Annotated in this window: 16 protein-coding genes and 1 pseudogene; 11 read left to right on the plus strand and 6 right to left on the minus strand. The window is 64.0% G+C overall.

The genetic code is table 11. The annotated features are described in order from the left end of the window. Window positions 1-10: 10 nt before the first annotated feature. The 10 genes and pseudogenes from sctJ to EN846_RS24380 all read left to right on the plus strand — a co-directional run bounded on the left by sctJ (window position 11) and on the right by EN846_RS24380 (window position 7,810). On the plus strand, window positions 11-844 hold the full coding sequence (gene sctJ, locus EN846_RS24335) for a type III secretion inner membrane ring lipoprotein SctJ (protein WP_281015744.1): 834 nt from the start codon (window positions 11-13) through the stop codon (window positions 842-844). Further along, on the plus strand, window positions 781-1,470 hold the full coding sequence (locus tag EN846_RS24340) for a SctK family type III secretion system sorting platform protein (RefSeq protein WP_127394122.1): 690 nt from the start codon (window positions 781-783) through the stop codon (window positions 1,468-1,470). Before sctJ ends, EN846_RS24340 begins: the two co-directional genes overlap by 64 nt. Next, window positions 1,467-2,084 carry a type III secretion system stator protein SctL gene (gene sctL, locus EN846_RS24345; RefSeq protein ID WP_127394121.1) on the plus strand — a complete coding sequence of 206 codons (618 nt, stop codon included), beginning with the start codon at window positions 1,467-1,469 and terminating at the stop codon, window positions 2,082-2,084. The genes EN846_RS24340 and sctL overlap by 4 nt, the downstream gene beginning before the upstream one ends. Next, window positions 2,081-3,430, plus strand: coding sequence for a FliI/YscN family ATPase (locus EN846_RS24350; protein ID WP_135859330.1), 1,350 nt, complete (start codon window positions 2,081-2,083; stop codon window positions 3,428-3,430). The genes sctL and EN846_RS24350 overlap by 4 nt, the downstream gene beginning before the upstream one ends. After that, window positions 3,427-3,915: a YscO family type III secretion system apparatus protein gene (locus tag EN846_RS24355; protein ID WP_127392988.1), complete on the plus strand. Its 489-nt coding sequence runs from the start codon at window positions 3,427-3,429 to the stop codon at window positions 3,913-3,915. The genes EN846_RS24350 and EN846_RS24355 overlap by 4 nt, the downstream gene beginning before the upstream one ends. A gap of 213 nt (window positions 3,916-4,128) precedes the next feature. Then, window positions 4,129-5,052: a type III secretion system cytoplasmic ring protein SctQ gene (gene sctQ / locus EN846_RS24360; RefSeq protein WP_189379639.1), complete on the plus strand. Its 924-nt coding sequence runs from the start codon at window positions 4,129-4,131 to the stop codon at window positions 5,050-5,052. Then, window positions 5,045-5,695, plus strand: a pseudogene (sctR, locus tag EN846_RS24365) (type III secretion system export apparatus subunit SctR); the annotation flags it as partial. The gene sctQ and the pseudogene sctR, both read left to right, overlap by 8 nt. Window positions 5,696-5,716: 21 nt before the next feature. Continuing rightward, window positions 5,717-5,986 (plus strand): flagellar biosynthetic protein FliQ, encoded by a 270-nt coding sequence (locus EN846_RS24370; protein WP_127285468.1) that lies wholly within the window; start codon window positions 5,717-5,719, stop codon window positions 5,984-5,986. Between the two features lie 9 nt (window positions 5,987-5,995). Continuing rightward, window positions 5,996-6,811 carry a type III secretion system export apparatus subunit SctT gene (gene sctT, locus EN846_RS24375; protein ID WP_127392986.1) on the plus strand — a complete coding sequence of 272 codons (816 nt, stop codon included), beginning with the start codon at window positions 5,996-5,998 and terminating at the stop codon, window positions 6,809-6,811. Window positions 6,812-6,982: 171 nt separating this feature from the next. Then, on the plus strand, window positions 6,983-7,810 hold the full coding sequence (locus tag EN846_RS24380) for a DUF1445 domain-containing protein (protein WP_127392985.1): 828 nt from the start codon (window positions 6,983-6,985) through the stop codon (window positions 7,808-7,810). A 167-nt stretch (window positions 7,811-7,977) separates the two neighbouring features. Here EN846_RS24380 and EN846_RS24385 read toward each other — a convergent pair whose 3' ends face one another. Continuing rightward, on the minus strand, window positions 7,978-8,940 hold the full coding sequence (locus EN846_RS24385; protein ID WP_127392984.1) for a dihydrodipicolinate synthase family protein: 963 nt from the start codon (window positions 8,938-8,940) through the stop codon (window positions 7,978-7,980). Window positions 8,941-9,035: 95 nt separating this feature from the next. Between EN846_RS24385 and EN846_RS24390 the strand changes: the two genes are divergently transcribed. Further along, window positions 9,036-10,076 carry a proline racemase family protein gene (locus EN846_RS24390; protein ID WP_127392983.1) on the plus strand — a complete coding sequence of 347 codons (1,041 nt, stop codon included), beginning with the start codon at window positions 9,036-9,038 and terminating at the stop codon, window positions 10,074-10,076. A 59-nt stretch (window positions 10,077-10,135) separates the two neighbouring features. Here the strand turns inward: EN846_RS24390 and EN846_RS24395 are convergent, their stop codons facing one another. From EN846_RS24395 to EN846_RS35255, 5 genes are all read right to left on the minus strand, one after another. After that, a complete protein-coding gene (locus EN846_RS24395) occupies window positions 10,136-11,755 on the minus strand; it encodes a GNAT family N-acetyltransferase (RefSeq protein ID WP_128346389.1) in 1,620 nt (539 codons plus the stop codon). Window positions 11,756-11,788: 33 nt separating this feature from the next. Then, window positions 11,789-13,129, minus strand: coding sequence for an HlyD family type I secretion periplasmic adaptor subunit (locus EN846_RS24400; protein WP_127393888.1), 1,341 nt, complete (start codon window positions 13,127-13,129; stop codon window positions 11,789-11,791). Between the two features lie 12 nt (window positions 13,130-13,141). Then, window positions 13,142-15,529 carry a type I secretion system permease/ATPase gene (locus EN846_RS24405; RefSeq protein ID WP_245493380.1) on the minus strand — a complete coding sequence of 796 codons (2,388 nt, stop codon included), beginning with the start codon at window positions 15,527-15,529 and terminating at the stop codon, window positions 13,142-13,144. Between the two features lie 504 nt (window positions 15,530-16,033). Further along, window positions 16,034-18,079 (minus strand): type I secretion protein, encoded by a 2,046-nt coding sequence (locus tag EN846_RS24410; RefSeq protein ID WP_127394138.1) that lies wholly within the window; start codon window positions 18,077-18,079, stop codon window positions 16,034-16,036. 133 nt (window positions 18,080-18,212) lie between these two features. Beyond that, window positions 18,213-20,111 (minus strand): hypothetical protein, encoded by a 1,899-nt coding sequence (locus EN846_RS35255; protein ID WP_187331464.1) that lies wholly within the window; start codon window positions 20,109-20,111, stop codon window positions 18,213-18,215. Between the last annotated feature and the right edge of the window lie 256 nt (window positions 20,112-20,367).

Raw genomic sequence — 20,367 nt, forward strand, 5'->3', positions numbered from 1 at the left:
CGGAGTGTTCGTGCTCACGCTATCCTTGCCGCGGCGATCAACGCTTTTGAATCGGTGCGGCGCCCGGTGCCGCGTCGCGCTGGTTGTCATGGGCATGCTTGTGCTCCAGGCGTGCTCGGTGGAGCTCTATTCCAACCTCAACCAGCAGCAGGCCAACGAGATCGTCGCCACGCTGATGCGTCGCGGGATCCCGGCCCAGCGCGAGGCCGGCAAGGACGGCAAGATGACGGTGTCTGTGCAGAAGGGCCGTTTCGCCGAAGCCATGGCAATCCTCGACGAAAGCGGACTGCCCAAGCAGGAATTCCAGACGCTCGGCGAGGTGTTCAAGAGAGACGGGCTGGTGTCCTCGCCGGTGGAAGAGCGGGCGACGATGATCTACGGCCTGAGCCAGGAGCTTTCGCAGACGATCTCGGACATCGACGGCGTGCTTTCCGCACGCGTCCATCTCGTCTTGCCGGAGAACGATCCGCTGAGACAGCAGCTGGTGCCGTCTTCCGCCTCCGTCTTCATCCGCCATCGCGCGTCGGTTCCGATGAATGAGCTGATCCCGCAGGTCAAGATGCTGGTGGCCAAGGGTATCGCCGGACTGACCTATGACAATGTCTCGGTCACGCTCATCCCGGTGGCCGCGAAGGCCCCCGAGCACGAAACCGCCGAAGCAGGCTTCACGACATTCCTTGGCCTCTGGCTGCATCCGGACAGCGTCGCCGCCGCGATGTGGCTGTTCTACGGCATGGCTGCGGCCATACTGGCGCTGGCTGCCCGGCTGGCCTACCTCCAGTGGTATCGACGGCCGGGTGTCTATGCGCTCGACGCGTCCGCTCTGCCGGTGAAGAAGACATGACCGGGACCGGCTCGCAGCAAACCGCCAGCCCGGAATGGCAGGCATTCATGGCCAATCCCGCATCCTATGCGGATGCAGCCCGGCTTGCGGAATGCTTTGACGGCACGATAAGCGAGGCCGCCTGCGAGCGCATGCTGCGATCGCAGCGCCTGCAGGAACGACTGTCCAAATTGCTGCTCGAGCGCTACCGGCTCCATTCCGCGGCCGATGAGCCGGCCGACGCGGTGGATCGGGCGATCGCGTTGTCATCGGGTGAGGAGTTGGAGGAGCTTGCGCTCCGCTCGGGCGCGATCTACTGGGCCGGCAGTCTGGCCGCTGTCATCGATGGACGCGAAGCCGCCGGATTGCAGGCGGCCCTTGGCGCCGATCTCTGCGCCTTGTTGGTCGCCAACCGCGATCTCGCCGGTCCGACCCAGTCCTTGCAGCCCTTGGAAGATATTCACGATCGCGTCTATGCCGATGGGCTGAGCTGCCTTGGCGCGTGGTGTCAGGCGATGCCCGGCGAGACGAGCATGCGGGTTCGCCTCAAGCTGATGCCGCACGGGTCTGTCGACGCAGCGGCGGCCGAAGCATTTGCCGCTGCCGGTCCGGCGATTGTTCGACGAGCGATGAGCGAGACGAGATGATCGAACCGGGCAAAGCGATCGACGCCATGCCGAGACGCCCTTCTGCGCGCATCCTGCGCGCCGCGGAAGCGCGCGCCTGGCAGGATGGGCACGCCTTTCTCGACGAGGCGAGGCACGATGCGCAGCAGTTGCGCGAAGCCGCCCGGCGAGCCTACGCGGCCGAATATGCGCAGGGCTATGAGGACGGCAAGGCGCAGGGCGATGCGGACGCCACGCGGCTGATCGGCGAAACAGCGGTCAAGGTGGATCGCTATCTCGCCGGGCTGGAGACCGAAGTCATCGGCCTGGCCATCGAAATCGTCAGGCGAATGCTGGGCGAGTTCGACGTCGGCACGCTTGTCGCCAAGGCCGCGAGACAGGCGGTTTCCGAAATTCGCCGTGCCAAATATCTGAAGGTCCGGGTTCATCCCGCTTCCGTCGACAGGGTCCGGGACGAGCTGAACGCCGTCCTGCGCGACAGTGATCTGGGCATGACCGTCGAGATCGACGCGGATGATGCGCTGGCGGTCGGCGCCTGCATCGTTTCGACCGACTTTGCCGTCGTCGATGCCAGCATCGACGCGCAGCTCAAGGCCATAGCTGCCGCTATCGCGTCGAAGGCGGAGGTTGCATGACGACGCCCGCTGCCGAAATCGAAAATCGCCTGGCGTCCATCATCCCCGGCCTGCGCTCCGGCCTGCGCGACGATGCCAGCCGGCCGAGGCGAGGGCGCGTGCGGAGGGTCACCGGCACCGTCATCCACGCGACCGTGGAGGAGGCCCGGATCGGCGAGATATGCGAACTGATCGACCCCAGGACAGGCAGGACGACCAGGGCGGAAGTGGTCGGCCTGCTGGACGAGATGGCGATCCTCGTTCCGCTTGGCGATCTGACCGGCCTTTCGAGCCTGACCGAGGTCGTTGCGACCGGAAAGGACCAGCAGGTGCCCGTCGGTCCCGGCCTTCTTGGCCGGGTGATCAGCGCGCTCGGCGAGCCATTGGACGGCAAGCCGCTTGCGCCGGATGGCATTGCCGGCAGCTATCCGGTCAACGCCTATCCGCCATCTCCGCTTGAGCGCAGTCTGATTTCCGAGCCGATCCAGCTCGGCATCCGCGCCCTCGATGGGCTGCTCACCTGCGCGCGCGGGCAACGCGTCGGTATCTTCGGCGAACCTGGCGTCGGCAAGTCGCTCCTGCTTTCAGATATCGTCAGCGGCACCGACGCCGATGTCGCCGTGGTCGCCCTTGTCGGCGAACGCGGGCGCGAGGTGCGCGAATTCGTTGAGCATCAGCTTGGAGCGGAAGGGCGGGAGCGGGCGATCGTCGTCGTCGCGACATCCGACCGGCCTGCCATCGAGCGCGTCAAGGCCGCTTATGTGGCGACCAGCATTGCGGAATATTTTCGCGACCAGGGCAAGCATGTGCTGCTTGCGATGGACAACATAACCAGGTTTGCCCGCGCGCAGCGCGAGATCGGCCTGGCCTCGGGCGAGCCGCCGACGCGGCGCGGTTTTCCGTCTTCGCTGTTCGCGGTCCTGCCGCGTCTGCTCGAACGCTCGGGGCCCGGTCGCATTGGGTCCATCACCAGCCTCTACAGCGTTCTCCTGGAAGGCGACGGCACGCTGGATCCGGTCGCCGAGGAGATCCAGGCGCTTCTCGATGGCCACGTCTTCCTGTCGAACGAGCTGGCGCAGCGCAACCATTTCCCCGCCATCGACGTCCTGCGCAGCCGAAGCCGTCTGATGGATGCCGTCGTGCCGCCGGCGCACCGGGCTGACGCCAGCCGCCTTCGCGAGCTGCTTGCCCGCTACGCCGACATCGAGCTTCTCCTGCGCGTCGGGGAGTATCAAAAGGGCAGCGATACCGTGGCGGACGAGGCGGTGGCGAAGATCGACGCCATCAATGACTTCCTGCGACAGCCGTCCGCCACGCACGAGGGCATCGAGAAGACACGCCAGCGCATGCGGGAGATCGTCCAATGAAGGCGCCTGACACGATCGCCCGGCTGCGCGACCTCAGACGCCGCCGCGAAGAGCGCGCAACGGAAGAGGTCATCAGAAGGCAAGCCGCCGCGCAGCGGGCTGCGAGGGAGGTCGAGGAAGCGGCGGCCGCCGTCACCGAACACCTTCAGCGCACGGTCGACGCCGAAGATGCAGCGTTCGGTGCGCTTGTCGGACAGCCGGTGAAGGCTGCCAGCCTGTATCGGCTTCAGGGTCGGTTCGAAGTCGCCGCCAGCAAAACCGGGCAATTGCGAGAGAACGAGAAGATGGCCGGCGTAGCCGAGCAGCGACGCAAAGTGGAGCTGTCGGCAGCCCGCAAGGATCATCGCGAGAGCATGAGGGCCGTGACGAAGCTGGACGGGCTGCTGGAGCACCTGACCAGGCGCACCGCACGTCGTCGCCTGGCGCTTGCCGAGCTTTCCGAGGAGGAGGAGCGCGGTCCATCGCGCTTGCCCACAGAACGATAGCCCCAATCCGTGATCGTGAATATGGATCTGATGCCTCAAGCCTTCGCGTCGGCAAAAAGGAAAACGCGGTCAAAACCGGCGAAGCGCGCGGCCGCACGGTCGAGCGTCGGCGATCTGCTGACGTTGGAATCCGTTGCGCCGGTTGACGTCGGTGCATTGAACGCCTTCTACCGCCGCCGCGCTCCCGCGGAGATCACGATTGCGGGGAAGGCCATGGCGATCGCGACGGTCTGGCCGGCGCCGAATCTTGCCAACGAGCGGCTTTGTACCATTGCGCTCACCGTCGGGGACGCGGTCGTCAACTTGCGCCTGCCGCTTTCTGTTGTCGAACGGGGCTTGGCCAGGGCGGACGAACTCCTCGACGTGCGACGATTGGCGCCTGCTCACGCCGCGCTGCTGCTGGAGGCCACGTTCGAGGACGATCTCGCTTGGATCGAGGGCAGGCTGGGCGAGAGGATCGCGATCACCTCGATCGCACCGGGAGATGCCGTTTCGGGCGAAACCTCATTCGCCCTTGTCCTGACCGGCAAGGATGAAGCGATCGACTGCGTCTTGCATGCTGACGACGCCGGCCTGGCGGCGCGGATCGGCCGCCTTCTCGACGAGCTCGGTAAGGCGAGGCCGCCGATCCCGGCCGGATTTCCGCTGCCGGTCCACCTTCGGCGTGGCCCGCTTGCGATCACCCTTGGCGAGTTGCGGAGCCTGCAGCCTGACGATGTAGTGCTTTTCAGGGATGCAGAGGAGGAACGCATGGCGGCGCTGGTGATTGCCGAGCGCCTCTATGCGCCGGTGGCCTTGACTGCCGATGGGCCGCAATTGCTTGCCGCGCCGACCGCAATCGCCGGATCGAATTGGGAGTGGACCATGAACGAGAACACGCCGCCGCCAGCCGGCCGGACCTTGGAAGAGTCGACCTTGGATGAGCTGCCGGTCGCGCTTGCCTTCGAGATCGGCCGCACGGCCATGCCGGTCGGCGAGATAAGGCAGCTTGCGCCCGGTTCTGTCGTTGCGCTCGCCGATGTCACGGAGGCGAGTGTCGACATCATCGCCAACGGCAAGCGTGTCGGTCGTGGCGAGATCGTGCGGATCGGCGAAAGCCTGGGCGTGCGGATCGTGCGCATGTTCGACAATGCTTGAGAATTCGCCCAACCTGCTCGGCATTCTGATCGCCGTCGGCTTCGTCGGCTTGCTGCCGCTGGCGGTCGTCACGATGACGGGCTTCCTGAAAATCTCGGTCGTGCTGTTTCTCATCCGCAATGCGCTCGGCGTCCAGCAGATGCCGCCCAATCTGGTGCTCTACGGCATAGCGCTGGTGCTCACCGTATACGTCACGACGCCGTTGCTGAGCGAGATGTCGGGGCGGCTTCAGGAGGGGCAGGTCCAGTTCCAGACGACGGATGACCTGGCCAGGGCGGCACAATTGGTCAGGGAACCGTTGCAACGACACCTGATGAAATTCACCCAGCCGCAGGAGCGGAAGTTCTTCCTCGACGGAACGAGCCGGCTGTGGCCGGAAGAGGCGCGCCAGAACCTGAAGGACGACGATCTCTCGATCCTTGTTCCCGCCTTTGTCGCCTCCGAGCTGACCCGTGCCTTCGAGATCGGCTTCCTGCTTTATCTCCCTTTCCTCATCATCGACATCGTCGTCGCCAACGTCCTGATGACGCTCGGCATGATCATGGTCTCGCCGGTCCTCATTTCGATACCGCTGAAACTGTTCCTTTTCGTCGCCATCGATGGCTGGTCGCGGCTGATGCATGGCCTCATCCTGAGCTATGGCTGACGCCGCCGGGGGTTTTGCATGAGCAATGACTTCATCCTGGCGAAGGTCCAAGGCGCGCTTTGGACGGTGCTGTTCGCGTCCAGCCCGGCGATCATCGCGGCGCTGGCGGTCGGCATCCTTGTCGGACTTGCCCAGGCGCTGACGCAGATCCAGGACCAGTCCTTGCCGCAGACGATCAAGCTCGTCGTGATCCTTTTGGTCATCATCGTCGTCGGCCCGCTGCTTGGACAGCAGATCGCGGAGCAGGCCTCGACGGCGCTGGACGAGTTCCCCGTCGTCACGCGTTGAGGCAGGCGGATGCCGGTCGAACCACTCTTCGCGTCGATAAAGGAGCTTCAGTTCTATCTGCTGGCCGGCGCTTTCGCGCTGGCGCGCATGACCGGTTTCATGCTCTTGATGCCGCTCTTTTCGCGGGTGCCGCTATCCGGGCTGCTGCGCAACGGCGTGGCTCTGGCGCTGGCGGTTCCGGTCTTTCCGATGATCGTGAACAAGCTGACGAGCACCGACATCACGACGACGATGATTGTGCTCTACATGCTCAAGGAGGTCGTGGTCGGGGTAACGCTCGGGCTGGCGATGGGCATACCGTTCTGGGCGGCGGAGGCTGCCGGCGACATCCTCGACCTGCAGCGCGGCTCGACGATGGGAACGCTGATCGACCCGATGATGACCCACGAGACGAGTGCCACCGGCACCTTGCTCGCGGTCATCATGGTCACGGTCTATCTGGCCGCCGGCGGCTTCGAACTTTCCCTGACCAGCCTCTATGACAGTTATGGCCTTTGGCCGATCGACCAGCTCATGCCCGTGTTCAGCAAGGATGCCGCCGTCATCTTCCTCGGTTTGCTGAACCGCATCCTGATGATGGCGCTGACACTCGTCTTCCCGCTCATCATCTGCATGCTCTTGTCCGACATCGTGCTTGCCTTCCTGGCGCGCGCCTCGCCGCACCTGAACGTCTTTGCGCTTTCGCTGGTCGTCAAGACGCTGGTCTTCAGCCTCGTCTTTGTCCTCTATGCGGCTTTCCTGCTGTTCTACATGAACCGGGACCTTGCCTTTCTGCACGAAGCTGGCCGGCAGATAGAGGCGATCGGCTGCCGCGGCTGCCGGTGAACGAAAAGATTTATTCGCAAACGCTAATGATAATAGCGGTCACCATTGGCCGACCAATAAATACAATTTATCGTTGGGGAAAGATTCTGACAATTTGACAAGCGGCCAACCCGCCGATGATCTTACGCGCTCTCGACGTGTCTCTGAAACGTGCATCTCACTTCGGAAGCCATGGCTCGCCTGACCACTTCATTGTTCTATGACAATTTGCGACTGGTCGATGCGGACAGGCTCCGCAGATTGGTCAGGATGGGTGCCTATGAAGGGCACACGGGCGGGCTTGCGCGCGGCAAGCTCCAGGCCAATGTCGTGATCGTGCCTCGCAGCTTTGCCGGCGATTTCCACCAGTTCTGCGTCCGCAACCCAAAACCCTGTCCATTGGTGGGCGTCAGCCGTGTCGGCAGCCCATTGCTCCCGACCCTGGGTGATATCGACATCCGCACCGACGCGCCCCAGTACAACATCTATTGCTTCGGGGAAGTGATCCATCAGACCACGGACATCATCGACCTGTGGCGCGAAGACTTCGCCGTGTTCGCGCTGGGCAGTTCGCTGACGGTCGAAGCCGCCCTTGTCGCCAAGGGCATCAAGCTCCGCAGCATCGGCTACGGCAACGCCTTGCCCAAATTCCGAACCAGGATCGAGACCCGCGGCGTCGGACCGTTTGGTGGCGAGATGGTCGTCTCCATGCGGCCGATAAGACAGTGCGACGTCGACAAGGTTCGCGCCCTTACCGCACGTTTTCCGCACGCCCATGGCTCTCCCATCCATGTCGGAGAGCCCGCCATCATTGGGATAGAGGACTTGATGGCTCCCGACTGGGGCGATGCGGTCGAGATCATGGACGGGGAGGTCCCTGTATTTTGGGGCAGCAGCCTGACCGCCCAGGATGCTCTTGCTCGTGCCGAATTGGCGATCTCGATCACGGTATCGCCGGGACACATGCTGATCACCGATGTGGATGCACGAGCGGGTGCGGGTGCATTCAAGGTCTACTAGCCTGGCCGCGCAGGAAAACGATTGCTTCCTGACGATCGGCCACTGCTCGCCATGATTGCGGCTCGAATTGGTAATGGCAATTCGAGCCGCGGACACCGCGCCGCCGCCAGCATAGATGAAAGGCCCCCTGCCTTCGGCTTATGGCGCGGAGATGATCTCGACCGGTCTCAGGCCGCATATCTCGCGATCACGCCGGGCTGCCTCGACCACTGGGCATACCAGCTGTCGAACAGCTTGAGCTGCGCTTCGACATAGCCGCGCTGGCTGTCGGTCAGGGCATCCGTCTCGTTGAAGTGCAGCCGGTACTCGGGATCCCCTTTCAGCACCATCATGTGCTTGAAATAAAGCACCAGGTCCGGACCCTCGTCGAAGGAGGAGAGAACGGCGAGCGCGGCTTCGAGCTCCTGCGCGCGCTGGCGGGCCTCGACGTCACCCTTGGCGGCCGCCTGGCTCAGTCCGACGAGATGCAGAACCTCCTTCGGCAAGACATTGCCGATGCCGGTGATGGCGCCGGACGCGCCGCAATTGACGAAGCCGTGGAAGACGGCGGTGTCGACGCCGATCATCAGCGCAACCTCATCGTCGCGGCTGGTGATGTTTTCGGCCGCATAGCGCAGATCCTGCGGGCCGCCGAACTCCTTGAAGCCGACAAGGTTCGGATGCTCGGCGCGCAGCGCGAAGAACAGGTCGGCGCGCGTGGCAAAGCCGTAATAGGGGCTGTTGTAGATGACCGCGGGCAGATCCGGCGCCCCGGCGAGGATCGCCTTGAAGTGGTGGCGCTGCGCCGTCACCGACGGTCCGCGCGACAAGACGCGCGGGATCACCATCAAGCCCCTCGCTCCGACCTTCTGGGCGTGGGCGGCGTGGGCCACGGCCTTGGCGGTGTTGACCGCGCCGGTTCCAACGATCACCGGCACGCCGGCCTTCACCAGGCGCTCGACGCCTTCCATGCGCTGCTCGTCGGTCAGGAGCGGCCAATCGCCCATCGAGCCGCAATAGACCACGGCAGACATTCCGGCCGCGATCAAGTCCCGCCCCTTGCGCACCAGCGCCTCGAAGTCGGGCTGGCGGTCCTCCGTGCAGGGTGTCATCAAGGCCGGCATGCAGCCGGAAAAGATATTGGCGCCCATTGGGATTCTCCTTGAGGCTGGCTGGCAGATTGACCAGTTTGTCCCGGAGCGGCACTGCTTGCCAAGCAAATAGTGGCGGAGGCCAGGGAGAAACAATGCGCACCAAAACAAGCATTCGTGTCGTCGGCTGCCATGCCGAAGGTGAAGTCGGCGACGTCATCGTCGGCGGCGTGCTGCCGCCGGCGGGCCGCACGATGATGGAAAAGATGGTCACGATGGAACGCGATCACGACCACATCCGCCGGATGCTGATCTGCGAGCCGCGCGGCAGCGTCGCGCGCCACGTCAACCTCCTGGTTCCATCGACGCGCGATGATTGCGCCGCCGGCGCCATCATCATGGAGCCGACGGAATACCCGCCGATGTCTGGCTCCAACACGATCTGCGTCGCCACGGTGCTGCTCGAGACCGGCATGGTGCCGATGCAGGAGCCTGAGACGCGCTTCAAGCTCGACATGCCGGGTGGCGTCATCGAAGTGCGCGCCGAATGCCGCGACGGCAAATGCGTCTCGATCACCTTGCGCAACGCGCCCGCCTTCGCCGAACGTCTCGATGCCAGCATCGAGGTCGAGGGGCTCGGCACGCTCACCGTCGACATCGCCTATGGCGGCATGTTCTACGCCATCGTCGATGCCATGGCGCTCGGCTTCTCGGTCGCTCCCGACGAGGCCCGCGAACTGGCGGTGGCCGGCGAGAAGATCAGGCACGCCGCGCGCGAGCAGCTCGATGTCGTGCATCCGGAGTTCGAACATGTACGCGGTGTCTCGATCGTGCAGTTCGCCATGCCGTTCCAGGGTCCGGGCAACGTCACCCGCAACACCTGCATCGTCTCGCCGGGACGCTCCGACCGCAGCCCAACAGGGACGGGCACGTCGGCCCGCATGGCGGTCCTGCAAGCGAGGGGCCTGATGCAGGTAGGCGAGGTGCTGATCCATGAATCGATCATCGGCTCCCGCTTCACCGGCAGGATCGTGGAGCTGACGGAAATCGGCGGTCGCAAGGCGATCGTTCCGGAGATCACCGGCCGGGCCTGGATCACCGGCGAGCATGTCTATTATCTCGATCCGACGGATCCATACCCCCAAGGCTATGTGCTGTCCGACACCTGGGGCACCTCGACTTCCGTGAAGCAGTAGAGCCCAACGTCAGGGCGAAGCTCGGGACGGAAAAGCGTTACACATTTCCTGGAATTGCCCTAAGCGCCCGCCTGCTCAAGGATTGGCGACCTGGCATTGCTTGGCTCGAGCCTGATGTAGCAGGGGTTTGCTTCCTCCTTCAGCTTCTGCAACTGCACACGAGCCTTGGCGCGCAGCACGGGGTCGACGGGTTTGTCGGCCTTGTCCTGCACCGCGCTCAGGACCTTCGCGGCCTCGTCCATCTGCCGCAATTGCGCCAGGCTGCGGCCGAGGCCGTATTGCGCCCCGGGAAGGTCCGGATTGAGCTCCAGCACCTTGCGGAAGGCGTCCGCGGCCTCCGCGTGGCGACTTAGCGCCTGGTACTCGATGGCGAGCCTCGACCACGCCTTGAGCGACTGAGGGGCGATCTCGACCAGCGTGGCGAAGGTATCGGCAGCCGACCAGTGGTCGCCCTTGGCCGCCAGCAATTGTCCCAAACCGTACAGGGTGCGGGAATGGCGGGGATTGACCTCGAGAATCTGGCGATAGCCGTTCTCGGCATTGGTCAGATTGCCCGCCTCATGGAACTTGGTCGCCTGCTCGAGCACGCTGCCGACGGATCTCGGGTCAAGCCGGTCACCGAGATTGCGACCGGTCCTGGTCTTGACCAGGACACAATGGATGGCGGTTTCCTCGACGCCGTAGGAGTATTTGTAGGCCTCGTTGCCGCGCAGGAAGTCGTAACTGCGGAAGCCCTGTTCGATAGCACGGCGAATGCAATAGCCATGCAGCACAAGCCCCGACGGAATGTCGTTGGCGGTCTCGTCGCGCCCGGCGAGATGGAAGAGCATCGCCTTTTTGACCGGATCGACCAGGAACGCCAGGCCGCCGAGCGGCTTGTCTGCCTGCCACAGGATCGGCAGGAAAAGCGTGCCGCTCTCGAAGGCGTCCTTGAACAATATCCGATTGGACCGCATCAGGCCCGGGATCAGGTTGCCTTTGCGCGGCGCCCATTTGATGCGCCACATTTCGAGGATGATGCCGATGTCGCGGTCGATCGTCGAGGCGTCGGCGTGGGTGATGCGAAACTCGTCGGAACTGTCCAGCTTGCGCAGGAAGCGTCTGATCTTCTGTCTGGTGTTCGAACTCGTGTTCTGCTCGAGATAGCTGTCCCAATTTCCCGGCAGGGCAACGGCCGGGCAGATGCAATTGTCGACATTGTCGGTCTTGTTGACGCGCTGCATCCTTTGGGCGGTGAGCCGCTTGTCGACGAGATTGTCGAGCAGCAGGCGCCGCCTCTTGTCGGACATGCGCAGATTCTCGAGATGCAGCTTGGCCCAGTTCATCTTCAGCAGATGGCCGGCAAGCGCCGGGATGGCGCGTTCGGCAAAGCCCGGCGCGCAAACGATGCCGGCATAGTCGGCCGCGTAGTTGCCGGCCATATTGATTTCGTTGTGGCAGAAGCCGGTCTTCTTGTTCAGCCTGGTGCGTAGCCGCAAAGGCAGCAGCGCGACATACGGAGTCCCTGGTCCCGGCCGGGCCGCCAGCACCGACCAGCCGCCCTCATAGCGGCGGACATAGGAAGACAGGAATGTACAGGAGAGGAAGAACTGGGCTTCGGGATCCTTTTCGTAAAGGTCGTCCCAGTTCTGCTTGAGCCCGTTCAAGGCCTCCCTTGTCGTAATGACATCGATCTGCATGGTGCCCCCGAATAATTCCTCTTTCCTTGTTGCTCACTGTTCCATGAAGGCTCTCGCCATGCTGTCGGCGATCGGCTTCGTCAGATAGCTGAAGAACGTCCTCGACTGGGTTTGCACGAGGATCTCGGCCGGCATTCCGGGCGTCGGCTGAAAGCCGTGCACCCTCGCCAGTTCGCTTGCCGGCAAGCGCACGCGCGCCAGATAGACTTCCTTGGGCGTGGGGCCGCTCATCTCCGGCAATGCGTCGGCCGAGACATAGTAGACCTCACCCTCCAGGACAGGCGTGGTGCGCCGGTTGAGCGCGATCAGCCGTATCGAAGCCTTCTGCCCGACCTTGACGTTGTCGATGTCGGTGCGCGGCACCTGCGCCTCGATGACCAGGGGCACATCGGAGGGGAGGATCTCGAGGATGGCCTTGCCGCTCTCAATGACACCGCCGGCGGTATGGTAGTACATGCGAATGATCGTGCCGGGCACGGGGGCATTGATGGTGACGCGGCGAAGCACATTCTCGGCCTCCCGCGACTGCTCGCGCACCGCGTCCAGTTCGGCCTCCAGGCTCTGCAACTCCTGAAGCGCGGCCTGGCGATAGGCATCCTTCGTCTGGGTTATCTGCTGCTCGAACCTGACGATCTGTTCGCGGTTCTCGGAGACTTCCGCCACCATCTTGCCGATCTGTCCGTCGGCATCGGCCATCGCCCGCTGGATCGCCTTGACCTCGGTTCCGCGGATCAGGCCCTGGTCGAGTAGCTTTTGCTTGCCGAGGTATTCCTCCTTGAGGAATTGCAATTGCCGCCGGACCGACGAGATCTGCTCGTCGATGCCTTCGTTGCGGAATTCCATCGCCTTCTTGTTCTGGTCGAACAGCGCTATCTCGCTGTCGCGCTTGCGTTCCGCAGCCTCGAAGTTGAGTTGCTGGCTCTCCATGATCGGCGTGATTTCCGGGTCGTAGCGGTTGTCGAGGACGATCGCCGGGAACTGGATGCTGGGGCTGCCCTGCACCTCGGCGTTCAACCGCGCCGAGATTGCCTCGAGCCGGGCCTTGCGCAGGAACAATTGCCGCTCGTTGGTCTGGGCGGCGGTTTCATCAAGCTTGATCAGCGGCTGGTCGAGGCTGACATGGTCGCCCTCGCTGACCAGGATTTCCTTGATGATGCCGCCCTCGAGATGCTGGACGATCTTGTTTTGCCCGGTGGCGACGAAACTGCCCTGGGCGATGATGGCGGACGCCAGCGGCGCCGTGGACGCCCAGGTGCCGAAGCCGCCGAAGGCCACGGTGATCAGCAGCAAGCCGACCGCCGTCTGCTTCCAGATCGAGCGCGGCACCTCGGAGTACCATTCTATGTCGTGAACTTTCGCGATGTCGGTCGTCATATGATTGCCCGCCTACTGGATCTGGCCAAACGCCCCGCCTTCGATGCTGAGCCCGCGCGACGCCAATGCCTGCAGGACATCCTGGCGCATGCCGAACAGGGCGACGGTGCCGTTGACGAGCAGGAGTATCTTGTCGACGCTCTTCAGCAGGGATGGCCGCTGGGTGATGGTGATAACCGTGATCTTGTGCTCCTTGGCGTGCTGGAGAGCTCGTTCCAGCGCCGCGTCACCCGCCGAGTCCAGGTTCGAGTTCGGCTCGTCGAGCACGACCAGGCGGGGATTGCCGAAGAAGGCTCTGGCAAGGGCGACGCGCTGCTTCTGGCCGCCGGAAAGCGGCGCGCCGTCGGCGGCGACGAAGGTCTCGTAGCCGTGCGGCAAGGTGGAGATCATCTCATGGACGTCGGCAAGCGCGGCGGCCTGATAGATCTCGGCGTCCGTTGCGTCGTCGCGCATGCGGGCGATGTTGGCCTTGATCGAAGCGGGAAACAGCTGAACATCCTGCGGCAGATAGCCGATGTTCTCGCCGAACTGGCGCGGATCCCAGTTGCGCAGATCCATGAGGTCCAGCCGGACGTTGCCCGATGTCGGCAGGATGGAGCCGACAAGCATCTTGCCCAGGGTCGTTTTGCCGGCGCCCGAATTTCCGATGATCGCAAGCGAGTCGCCCGGCGACAGCGCGAAGGAAATGCCGTTCAGTACCACCCGCTTGGTTCCCTGCGGCACGAAGAGAAGGCGTTCGACGTCGAGACGGCCTTCGGGACGTGGCAGGTTCAGCCGTTCGAAATTGAGCGGCGACGACTGCAGGAGCGATGCGATCCGGCCGTAGGCGGCGCGCGCATGCACGACCTGGTTCCAGCCCTCGATGGCGCCTTCGATCGGGCCCAGGGCACGACCGGCGATGATCGAGGCGGCGATGACCATGCCGCCGGTGAGATGGCCCTCGATCGACAGATGAGCGCCCCAGCCGAGCATCGTCACCTGGGTCAGGAGGCGCACCGCCTTCGACAGCGAGGCAAAGACGATGTTGCGGTCCTGCGCGATCACCTGGGCGCGAAGGGAGTTGGCCGTGTCCTTGCCCCAGATCTTCACTGCCTCCGGAATCATCGCCATCGCATTGATGATCTGAGAGTTGCGCGACATGGAATCGAGATGGATGTTGGCCTTGCTCTGATGCGCGTTGGCTTCGCCGAAAGCGGCGGCCGTCGCGCGCTGGTTGAGCATCGTGATCATGAGCAGCATCAGTGCCGAGGCCGCGACGATGAACCCCTGATGCGGATGGATCAGGAACACCGCCAGCATCATGAAGGGAGCCATGGGCGCATCGAGGAACGACAGCAGGGTGCCGGATGTCAGGAAGGTTCTCAGCTGCTGCAGGTCGCCCAGGACCTGATATTCCTTGCCGTTGCTGTTGAGGGAGGCCCTGGCCGCGGCGCTGAGGATCGGCGCGCCCAGTTGGGCCGCGACCTCGACCGCCGTGCGCATCAGGATGAAGCGGCGAAGCGCGTCGAACATCGCCTGCAGCACGACGGCACCGACAATCACCACCGTCAGCATGACCAGCGTGTCGGCCGAGCGGCTGGTCAGGACGCGATCCGAAATCTGGAACAGGTAGATCGGGATCGCCAGGACCAGCATGTTGCAGGCAACGGTGAACATCATCACGATCGCCAGGTTTTTCCTGACCGCACTCAAACCGGCCTTGAGGGAGGCGCCGAAATCAACCGGTCCGAGGCGTTTGTGGAAGGCGCCGCTGCCGCCGCCACCGCCGCCCCGCCGGCCATTGTCGTCGCCGCGCGGGGGATCGCCGCCATCGGAGGTGCGCTCCCTTGCCACGATCGGACCAGTGTCGCCATCTATGGTGATCATGCCTGGCGACTTGGGCACATCCTTCATTTCGGATTTCGATGGTTTTTCGGGCGTTTCCGGCACCGCTTTGGCGTGGGGGGCGGCCGTGCCTTGCGGCGCGGGTTGCGGCCTTGCAGCCGCCGGCGGCACTGTGGCGCCTTGCTTCTCGATCGGCGACGCGGCCTTGGGCTCGGGTCCACGCTGGGGCGGGGGCTCCGGCCTTGCCGCCGCTGGTGCGGCCGTTGCGCCGTTACTCTCGCTCGTCGATGCCGGCCTCGGCTCCTGCACCGGCTGTGCGGATCCGGGTCTTTGCGCCGCCGGTGTCGGCTCGGGAGCGCGGGCCGGCGCGGAAGCAACGGCTGGAGCGCCGGCAGCGGCGTTCCGGCTCGAATGCCGCTCCTCAACCGGTCTGGCCGGTTGAGCGGAGGGTGCGGGGTTCGACCTGTCGGCCGCCGGCGCCGCCTTTGCGGCCGGCGCGGTTGGCGGCAACCCGTCTGAGCGGGTTGCCGGCTGCTGAACTGGATTTGGCCTTGGCTCAGGCCGCTTCTCCTGCATGGACAGGACGGATTTGACGGGGTCAGCCACCGGAGTCTTCGGTGCAGTAGCCTGCGGGCTCAAGGCCGGGGGCGCCATTCCCGCTTGCCCGGGCTGGCCGCCGCCCGCCGCCAGAACAGGCACGACGGAAGGCGCGGATACCGGTGCCGCTGGCCTGACCTGGGAGGCGGGGGCGGGGGGCGTCGCCTGTTCCCTTGTCGGCACGGCTCTTGGGCGGGCGGTCTCGACCGTCTGGCTGCCGGGCTGGGCTGGGGCCCGATCCTTCGTGCCCGCATGGGCCACGACGTTGTGCAGTTCGCCGACGACCGTGTCGATGGCCTCGATGGTGCGGTCTATGGCCCGCTCATGCTGCAGCAACGCGCTCGAAAGCGTCTTGCGGGGCATCTCGGAACCTGTTTTCGGCGATGCCTGCTCGTCCTCATGCAGGGTTGCCTCAAGGTCCTCGGCAAACGTCTCCCAGGACAGGTCGCGATCGTCGGTCATAATTTGCCCCCGGATCCCGGATCAAGCCAAAATCGTTTGCACGCCGTCGGCCTGAACATGGTCGGGCGTCGGGGCGATCGGATGGTCTACCTGCGCGGCATCGTCGGTGAGATCGTCGGCCAGGAAGGCGACCGCCTCGTTCACCAGCGCGTCCGGATTCTGTCCGCCGAGTTCCGGATCGCAGGAGATGATGTCTGCCTGGATCAAGATCTCGTGCGTATAGTGCTCGCCGCCGACATAGGTCTTGTCGGTTCCGTCGACGTCGATGATGCCTGCGAAGTTGGCCACCTGGTTGCCGCCGGTGGTGATCGTCCATTCCGCTTCGGGGTGGGCGACGAGCTGGTTCATCGCCAGGGCCACCTGGTCGCTGTCGCCCAGCACGTTGGTCTGGGAGACGTATTGCATGTTGATCAGGTCGCCCGAGATGTAGAGAACCCGCAAGTGACCGAGACCGTGGAACGCCGGGTCCTTCAGGATGTCGCCGGGATCGTCATCCTTGCCGGCGGCCATGTCGTGGGCCGCCTTCAGGTAAGACGCGGGCAATGCCTCGAAGTGGTTCTGCCCGCCGACGTTGATGATCGTCGCGTCGTTCCAGAGCAGGTTGCCGGCGGTCGAGTACGAGCCGCCTCCCGACGTCTCGAACCCATCGACGGCGCCGATAAGGTCGTTGTCGATCAGCAGGTTGAGCTGATGGATGATATTGGCGTCATAGATGTTGCCGCCGATGATGATCAGGTCGTAGTAGTGACCCAACTCACTGATCGACATATCGTTTATCGCTGTGTTGTCGCCCGTGCTCACCATGGTCCTGACGCCCGACGAGGACAGGATCGAGGTGTCGTTGTCCATCATGAAGCTGTATTGCTGCAGCCAGCTCATGATGATCAGATCGCCGGTGACTTGCGTCACCACCCACGCCGCGGGGAATCCGTCCGCGGGGGTCGGTGCTTCGTTGCCGGCCGAGGGATCGATGTGCTTGAACGCCGCGATGTTGAAGCACGCGTCGGCGGCATTGTCCAACGTCCAGCCGTTCAGGCTCGGGCCGGTCGCGTCGCTGTCGCAATAGGCGTTGATCTGAATGATGGCATTGATTTCATAGCTGTCTCCGACCGCGGCGACGACGGATGTCGTTGTCCAGTTGTTGGTCAGCACCGCGGAGTTGACCAGCGTGTTGCCGCCGGTGTCCAAATCGACGCAAGGGTTCAGCAAACCGTTGCCCCAGCCCGACATGAAGTCCGAGGAGTCCGGCGGCGTGTTGTAATCGTCCTTGTCGGGACCGTCGCTCGCGGCTTCGTTATCCTGCTGCTGTTCCTTGAGGATGTTGAGGTGGTCCTCCGCCTTCGGCGCGTCGGCTTCGTCGACCAGCTGACCGTTGACGTAGATGCCCGCGATCGGCCCCGAGGCCGCGTCCGGGTGCAGCACGAAGACGGTCGCGTCTCCGTCGAAACTGTCGGCATAGGCCGCTATCCGCTCGCCGGCGGTGATGACGGTGTTTGCCATCTCCTCGCCGGAACCAGGCATTGCCAGATCGTCGAGCGGCGATACTTCAGCCGCCTTGTTCATCAGGAAAGCCAGGTGGCTGCCGTCGTCGATCGCCGGCGTGAACGTCAGGCCGTGTCCGCCAGCGCTGACATAGTCGTTATCCGACAGGCGGATTTCCTGGTTGATGTACGCCGCAACCGCGCCTGGAGGTTCGATGTCAGGCAGAACCAGATGGCCGCCCGCTCCCGGCAGATGCGGGATGTGAAACAGATGGTGGCCATGGTGCAGGGGGCCGGCGTTCGGAATTTCGGGGGGCGTGTACCAGAAGCTCGAGCCGACCGTGTTCGGCACTAGCTCAGCCTTAAGTCCCATGTACGGAACATGCGGATCGAAATCGTCCAGCGTGTACGGCGCCTTGATGTTGATGTTCGTATTGGGAAGATCGGGGGTCTCTTCCTTGACGGCCTCGGCGATCTTGAATTCGTCGTAGCTCTTTAGCTGCCGTGCCTCCTCGACCGAGATTTCGAACATTCCGATGAAATGCGAGATAGCCTCGGAGATCTTGTCCAATTGCATCGAATACACGGTAGCCTCCGTATCTTGAGATCATTCGCGCTCGGTCGGGGCGGCATGTCTCCCGGATTGGAAGGACCGCGCGGAAAACTCCGCGCAGTCCCAAGCTGTCTGATTTCCTAAGAAATCAGTCGTGTAGGATCGATCACGTACCGGTGTGGTCGCCGGCGTCCTCGCCAGTCAGCGTGTTGTGGTAGTCGCCGCCAACCACGGTCTGGTCGACCAGGTTTTCCTGCAGGTTGGCGCCCATCACGATCTGCTGGTTGAAAGCGCTGACGTCGATCAGGCCGTCGGCCGAAGCATGGCTGGTGCCGGTCACGAAGCCGTCATCGCCATTGTTCGAGCCCCAGGTCCCACCGTCGCCGCCGGCACCACCGTCGCCGGTGTAGGCCGTGCCGCCAGCACCGCCGAGACCGCCGTCGCCGGCGTGGGTGAACCCACCCTTGGCGTCGCCGCCATAGCCATCGGCCCAGGCGCCGCTCAGCGCATGACCGCCGTCACCGCCAAAGGCCGCCGCGAAGCCGCCGAGGCTGTCGCCGCCGGTCGCCGCGCCGCTGGTGGCTTCACCGCCGGTTCCACTTCCGCCAGCTCCGGCACCGCCCGTGCCAGAACCGCCTGTACCGCCAGCACCACCGGTGCCCGTGCCTGAGCCTGCGCCGTAGCCTGCGCCAAAGCCTGCACCGAGGGCATCGCCGCCATAGGCCTCGGAGTCGCCGCCGTCGGAATGAGCGTTGCCGCCGTCCGAATTGGCATTGCCGCCGTCAGCATCGGCACCGCCGCCACCGCCGCCGCCACCGCCACCGCCGCCGCCACCGGTGGCGTCACCGGCCGTGCTCTTGGCGTCACCGCCTTCACCGTAGTTCAGCAGCGAGAGCTTGCCATCGACATCGAGGCCGTCGCCGCCGTCCGACTTGGCGTCGCCGCCGGTCACGTCGCCGCCATTGCCGCCATCGCCGCCATCGCCGCCATCGGCCTTGGCATCGCCGCCATCAGACTTGGCGTCGCCGGCATCCGCCTTGGCATCGCCGCCGTCTTCCGACTGGGCATCGCCGGCTTCTGCTGCGCCGATACCCAGGCCCAGGCCGAGCCCGAGACCGAGGCCGAGGCCATCGCCGCCGTTGGCGTTGCCGCCATCGCCGTAGCCGCCCTTGGCGTCGCCGCCATCGCCGTAGCCGCCCTTGGCGTCGCCGCTGTCGCCGTCGCCTGCCTTGGCGTCGCCGGCGTCGGCCTTGTTGTCGCTCTTGGAGTCGCCGCCGATGGCCGCGCTGAGCGCCAGGCCGCCCTTGCCGTCGCCGGCTTCGACGTCGCCGGACTTGGCGTCGCCGCCATTGCCGCCTTCGCCGCCATTGGCCTTGGCGTCATCGCCGCCGCTGCCGCCGCCGCCGCCGGCCGAGATGCCGTCGCCGGCTTCGGAATTGCCGCCCTTGGCGTTCAGATCAAGCTTGAAATCGGCGTCGTTCTTGACGGTCGCGTTGTCGAGCTTGTCGTTGTCATACATGTTCAGGGTCTGGTTGATGATCGACGCGGTGTTGGTTCCGGCGCCGGTCATCGAATTGTTCAGGATGTCCTTGAAGGTGACGTCGTCGCCAGGATCATAAGTGACGTTGCCGTCCTTGTTGTTGATCATGGTGTCGATTTTCATGTCGCCGTTGGCATAGATGTCGGCGAAGTCGTCATCCGAGTTCCCGAGCTCGCCCTCGAGCTTGACGCCAACGTCGACGTCGACGTCGACCTTGGTCTCGTTGACGTTCTTGTTCTCGTTCGAGTTCTCGTTCTTGGACTCGTTCGAGTTCTTGTTCTCATTCTCGTTCGAGGCCTTGTTCTCGTTCTCGTTCGAGGACTTGCTCTCGTTCTGGTTCTCGTTTTCGCTCTTGTTTTCGTTCTCGTTCGAGGCCTTGTTTTCGTTCTCGTTTTCGTTCTTGGCGTCGTTCGTGTTGTGGTTCGTGTTTTCGTTCTCGCCACCGCCGTCACCGATATCGAATTCGCTGTCGACGATCTGCAAGCCGAATGCATTGATATTATTCTTGTCGAGGTCGAGAGACATGATCGTGTCCTCTGTTGAGGCCGCGACCGCCGAACCGCATTCTTCTCTTACGCGGTTATTGGCCGTACGCGGACGTTGCGTCTAATGCGGTGAACGGATTCTCGGACCGAGGGGACTGAGGTCCGAAACCCGGCATTCGTCATTTGTTTGCTTGAATACCTCCCTTTGACTCCGGGAGAGGCGGCCCAGCCAAGGCAACACCCATCGAGCGCCGGATCAGCACTGATCCGGTCGTTCAAACAGGGGAGACCTGGAT

The sequence above is a fragment of the Mesorhizobium sp. M4B.F.Ca.ET.203.01.1.1 genome (assembly GCF_004791025.1).
Classification (GTDB): domain Bacteria; phylum Pseudomonadota; class Alphaproteobacteria; order Rhizobiales; family Rhizobiaceae; genus Mesorhizobium; species Mesorhizobium abyssinicae.

What these genes read in the sequence shown, in the direction of transcription:
- sctL (WP_127394121.1), top strand. Translation starts at nt 1,467, where the DNA reads ATGATCGAACCGGGCAAAGCGATCGACGCCATGCCGAGACGCCCTTCT.
- EN846_RS24350 (WP_135859330.1), top strand. Translation starts at nt 2,081, where the DNA reads ATGACGACGCCCGCTGCCGAAATCGAAAATCGCCTGGCGTCCATCATC.
- EN846_RS24355 (WP_127392988.1), top strand. Translation starts at nt 3,427, where the DNA reads ATGAAGGCGCCTGACACGATCGCCCGGCTGCGCGACCTCAGACGCCGC.
- sctQ (WP_189379639.1), top strand. Translation starts at nt 4,129, where the DNA reads ATGGCGATCGCGACGGTCTGGCCGGCGCCGAATCTTGCCAACGAGCGG.
- EN846_RS24370 (WP_127285468.1), top strand. Translation starts at nt 5,717, where the DNA reads ATGAGCAATGACTTCATCCTGGCGAAGGTCCAAGGCGCGCTTTGGACG.
- sctT (WP_127392986.1), top strand. Translation starts at nt 5,996, where the DNA reads ATGCCGGTCGAACCACTCTTCGCGTCGATAAAGGAGCTTCAGTTCTAT.
- EN846_RS24380 (WP_127392985.1), top strand. Translation starts at nt 6,983, where the DNA reads ATGGCTCGCCTGACCACTTCATTGTTCTATGACAATTTGCGACTGGTC.
- EN846_RS24385 (WP_127392984.1), bottom strand. Translation starts at nt 8,940, where the DNA reads ATGGGCGCCAATATCTTTTCCGGCTGCATGCCGGCCTTGATGACACCC.
- EN846_RS24390 (WP_127392983.1), top strand. Translation starts at nt 9,036, where the DNA reads ATGCGCACCAAAACAAGCATTCGTGTCGTCGGCTGCCATGCCGAAGGT.
- EN846_RS24395 (WP_128346389.1), bottom strand. Translation starts at nt 11,755, where the DNA reads ATGCAGATCGATGTCATTACGACAAGGGAGGCCTTGAACGGGCTCAAG.
- EN846_RS24400 (WP_127393888.1), bottom strand. Translation starts at nt 13,129, where the DNA reads ATGACGACCGACATCGCGAAAGTTCACGACATAGAATGGTACTCCGAG.
- EN846_RS24405 (WP_245493380.1), bottom strand. Translation starts at nt 15,529, where the DNA reads ATGCAGGAGAAGCGGCCTGAGCCAAGGCCAAATCCAGTTCAGCAGCCG.
- EN846_RS35255 (WP_187331464.1), bottom strand. Translation starts at nt 20,111, where the DNA reads ATGTCTCTCGACCTCGACAAGAATAATATCAATGCATTCGGCTTGCAG.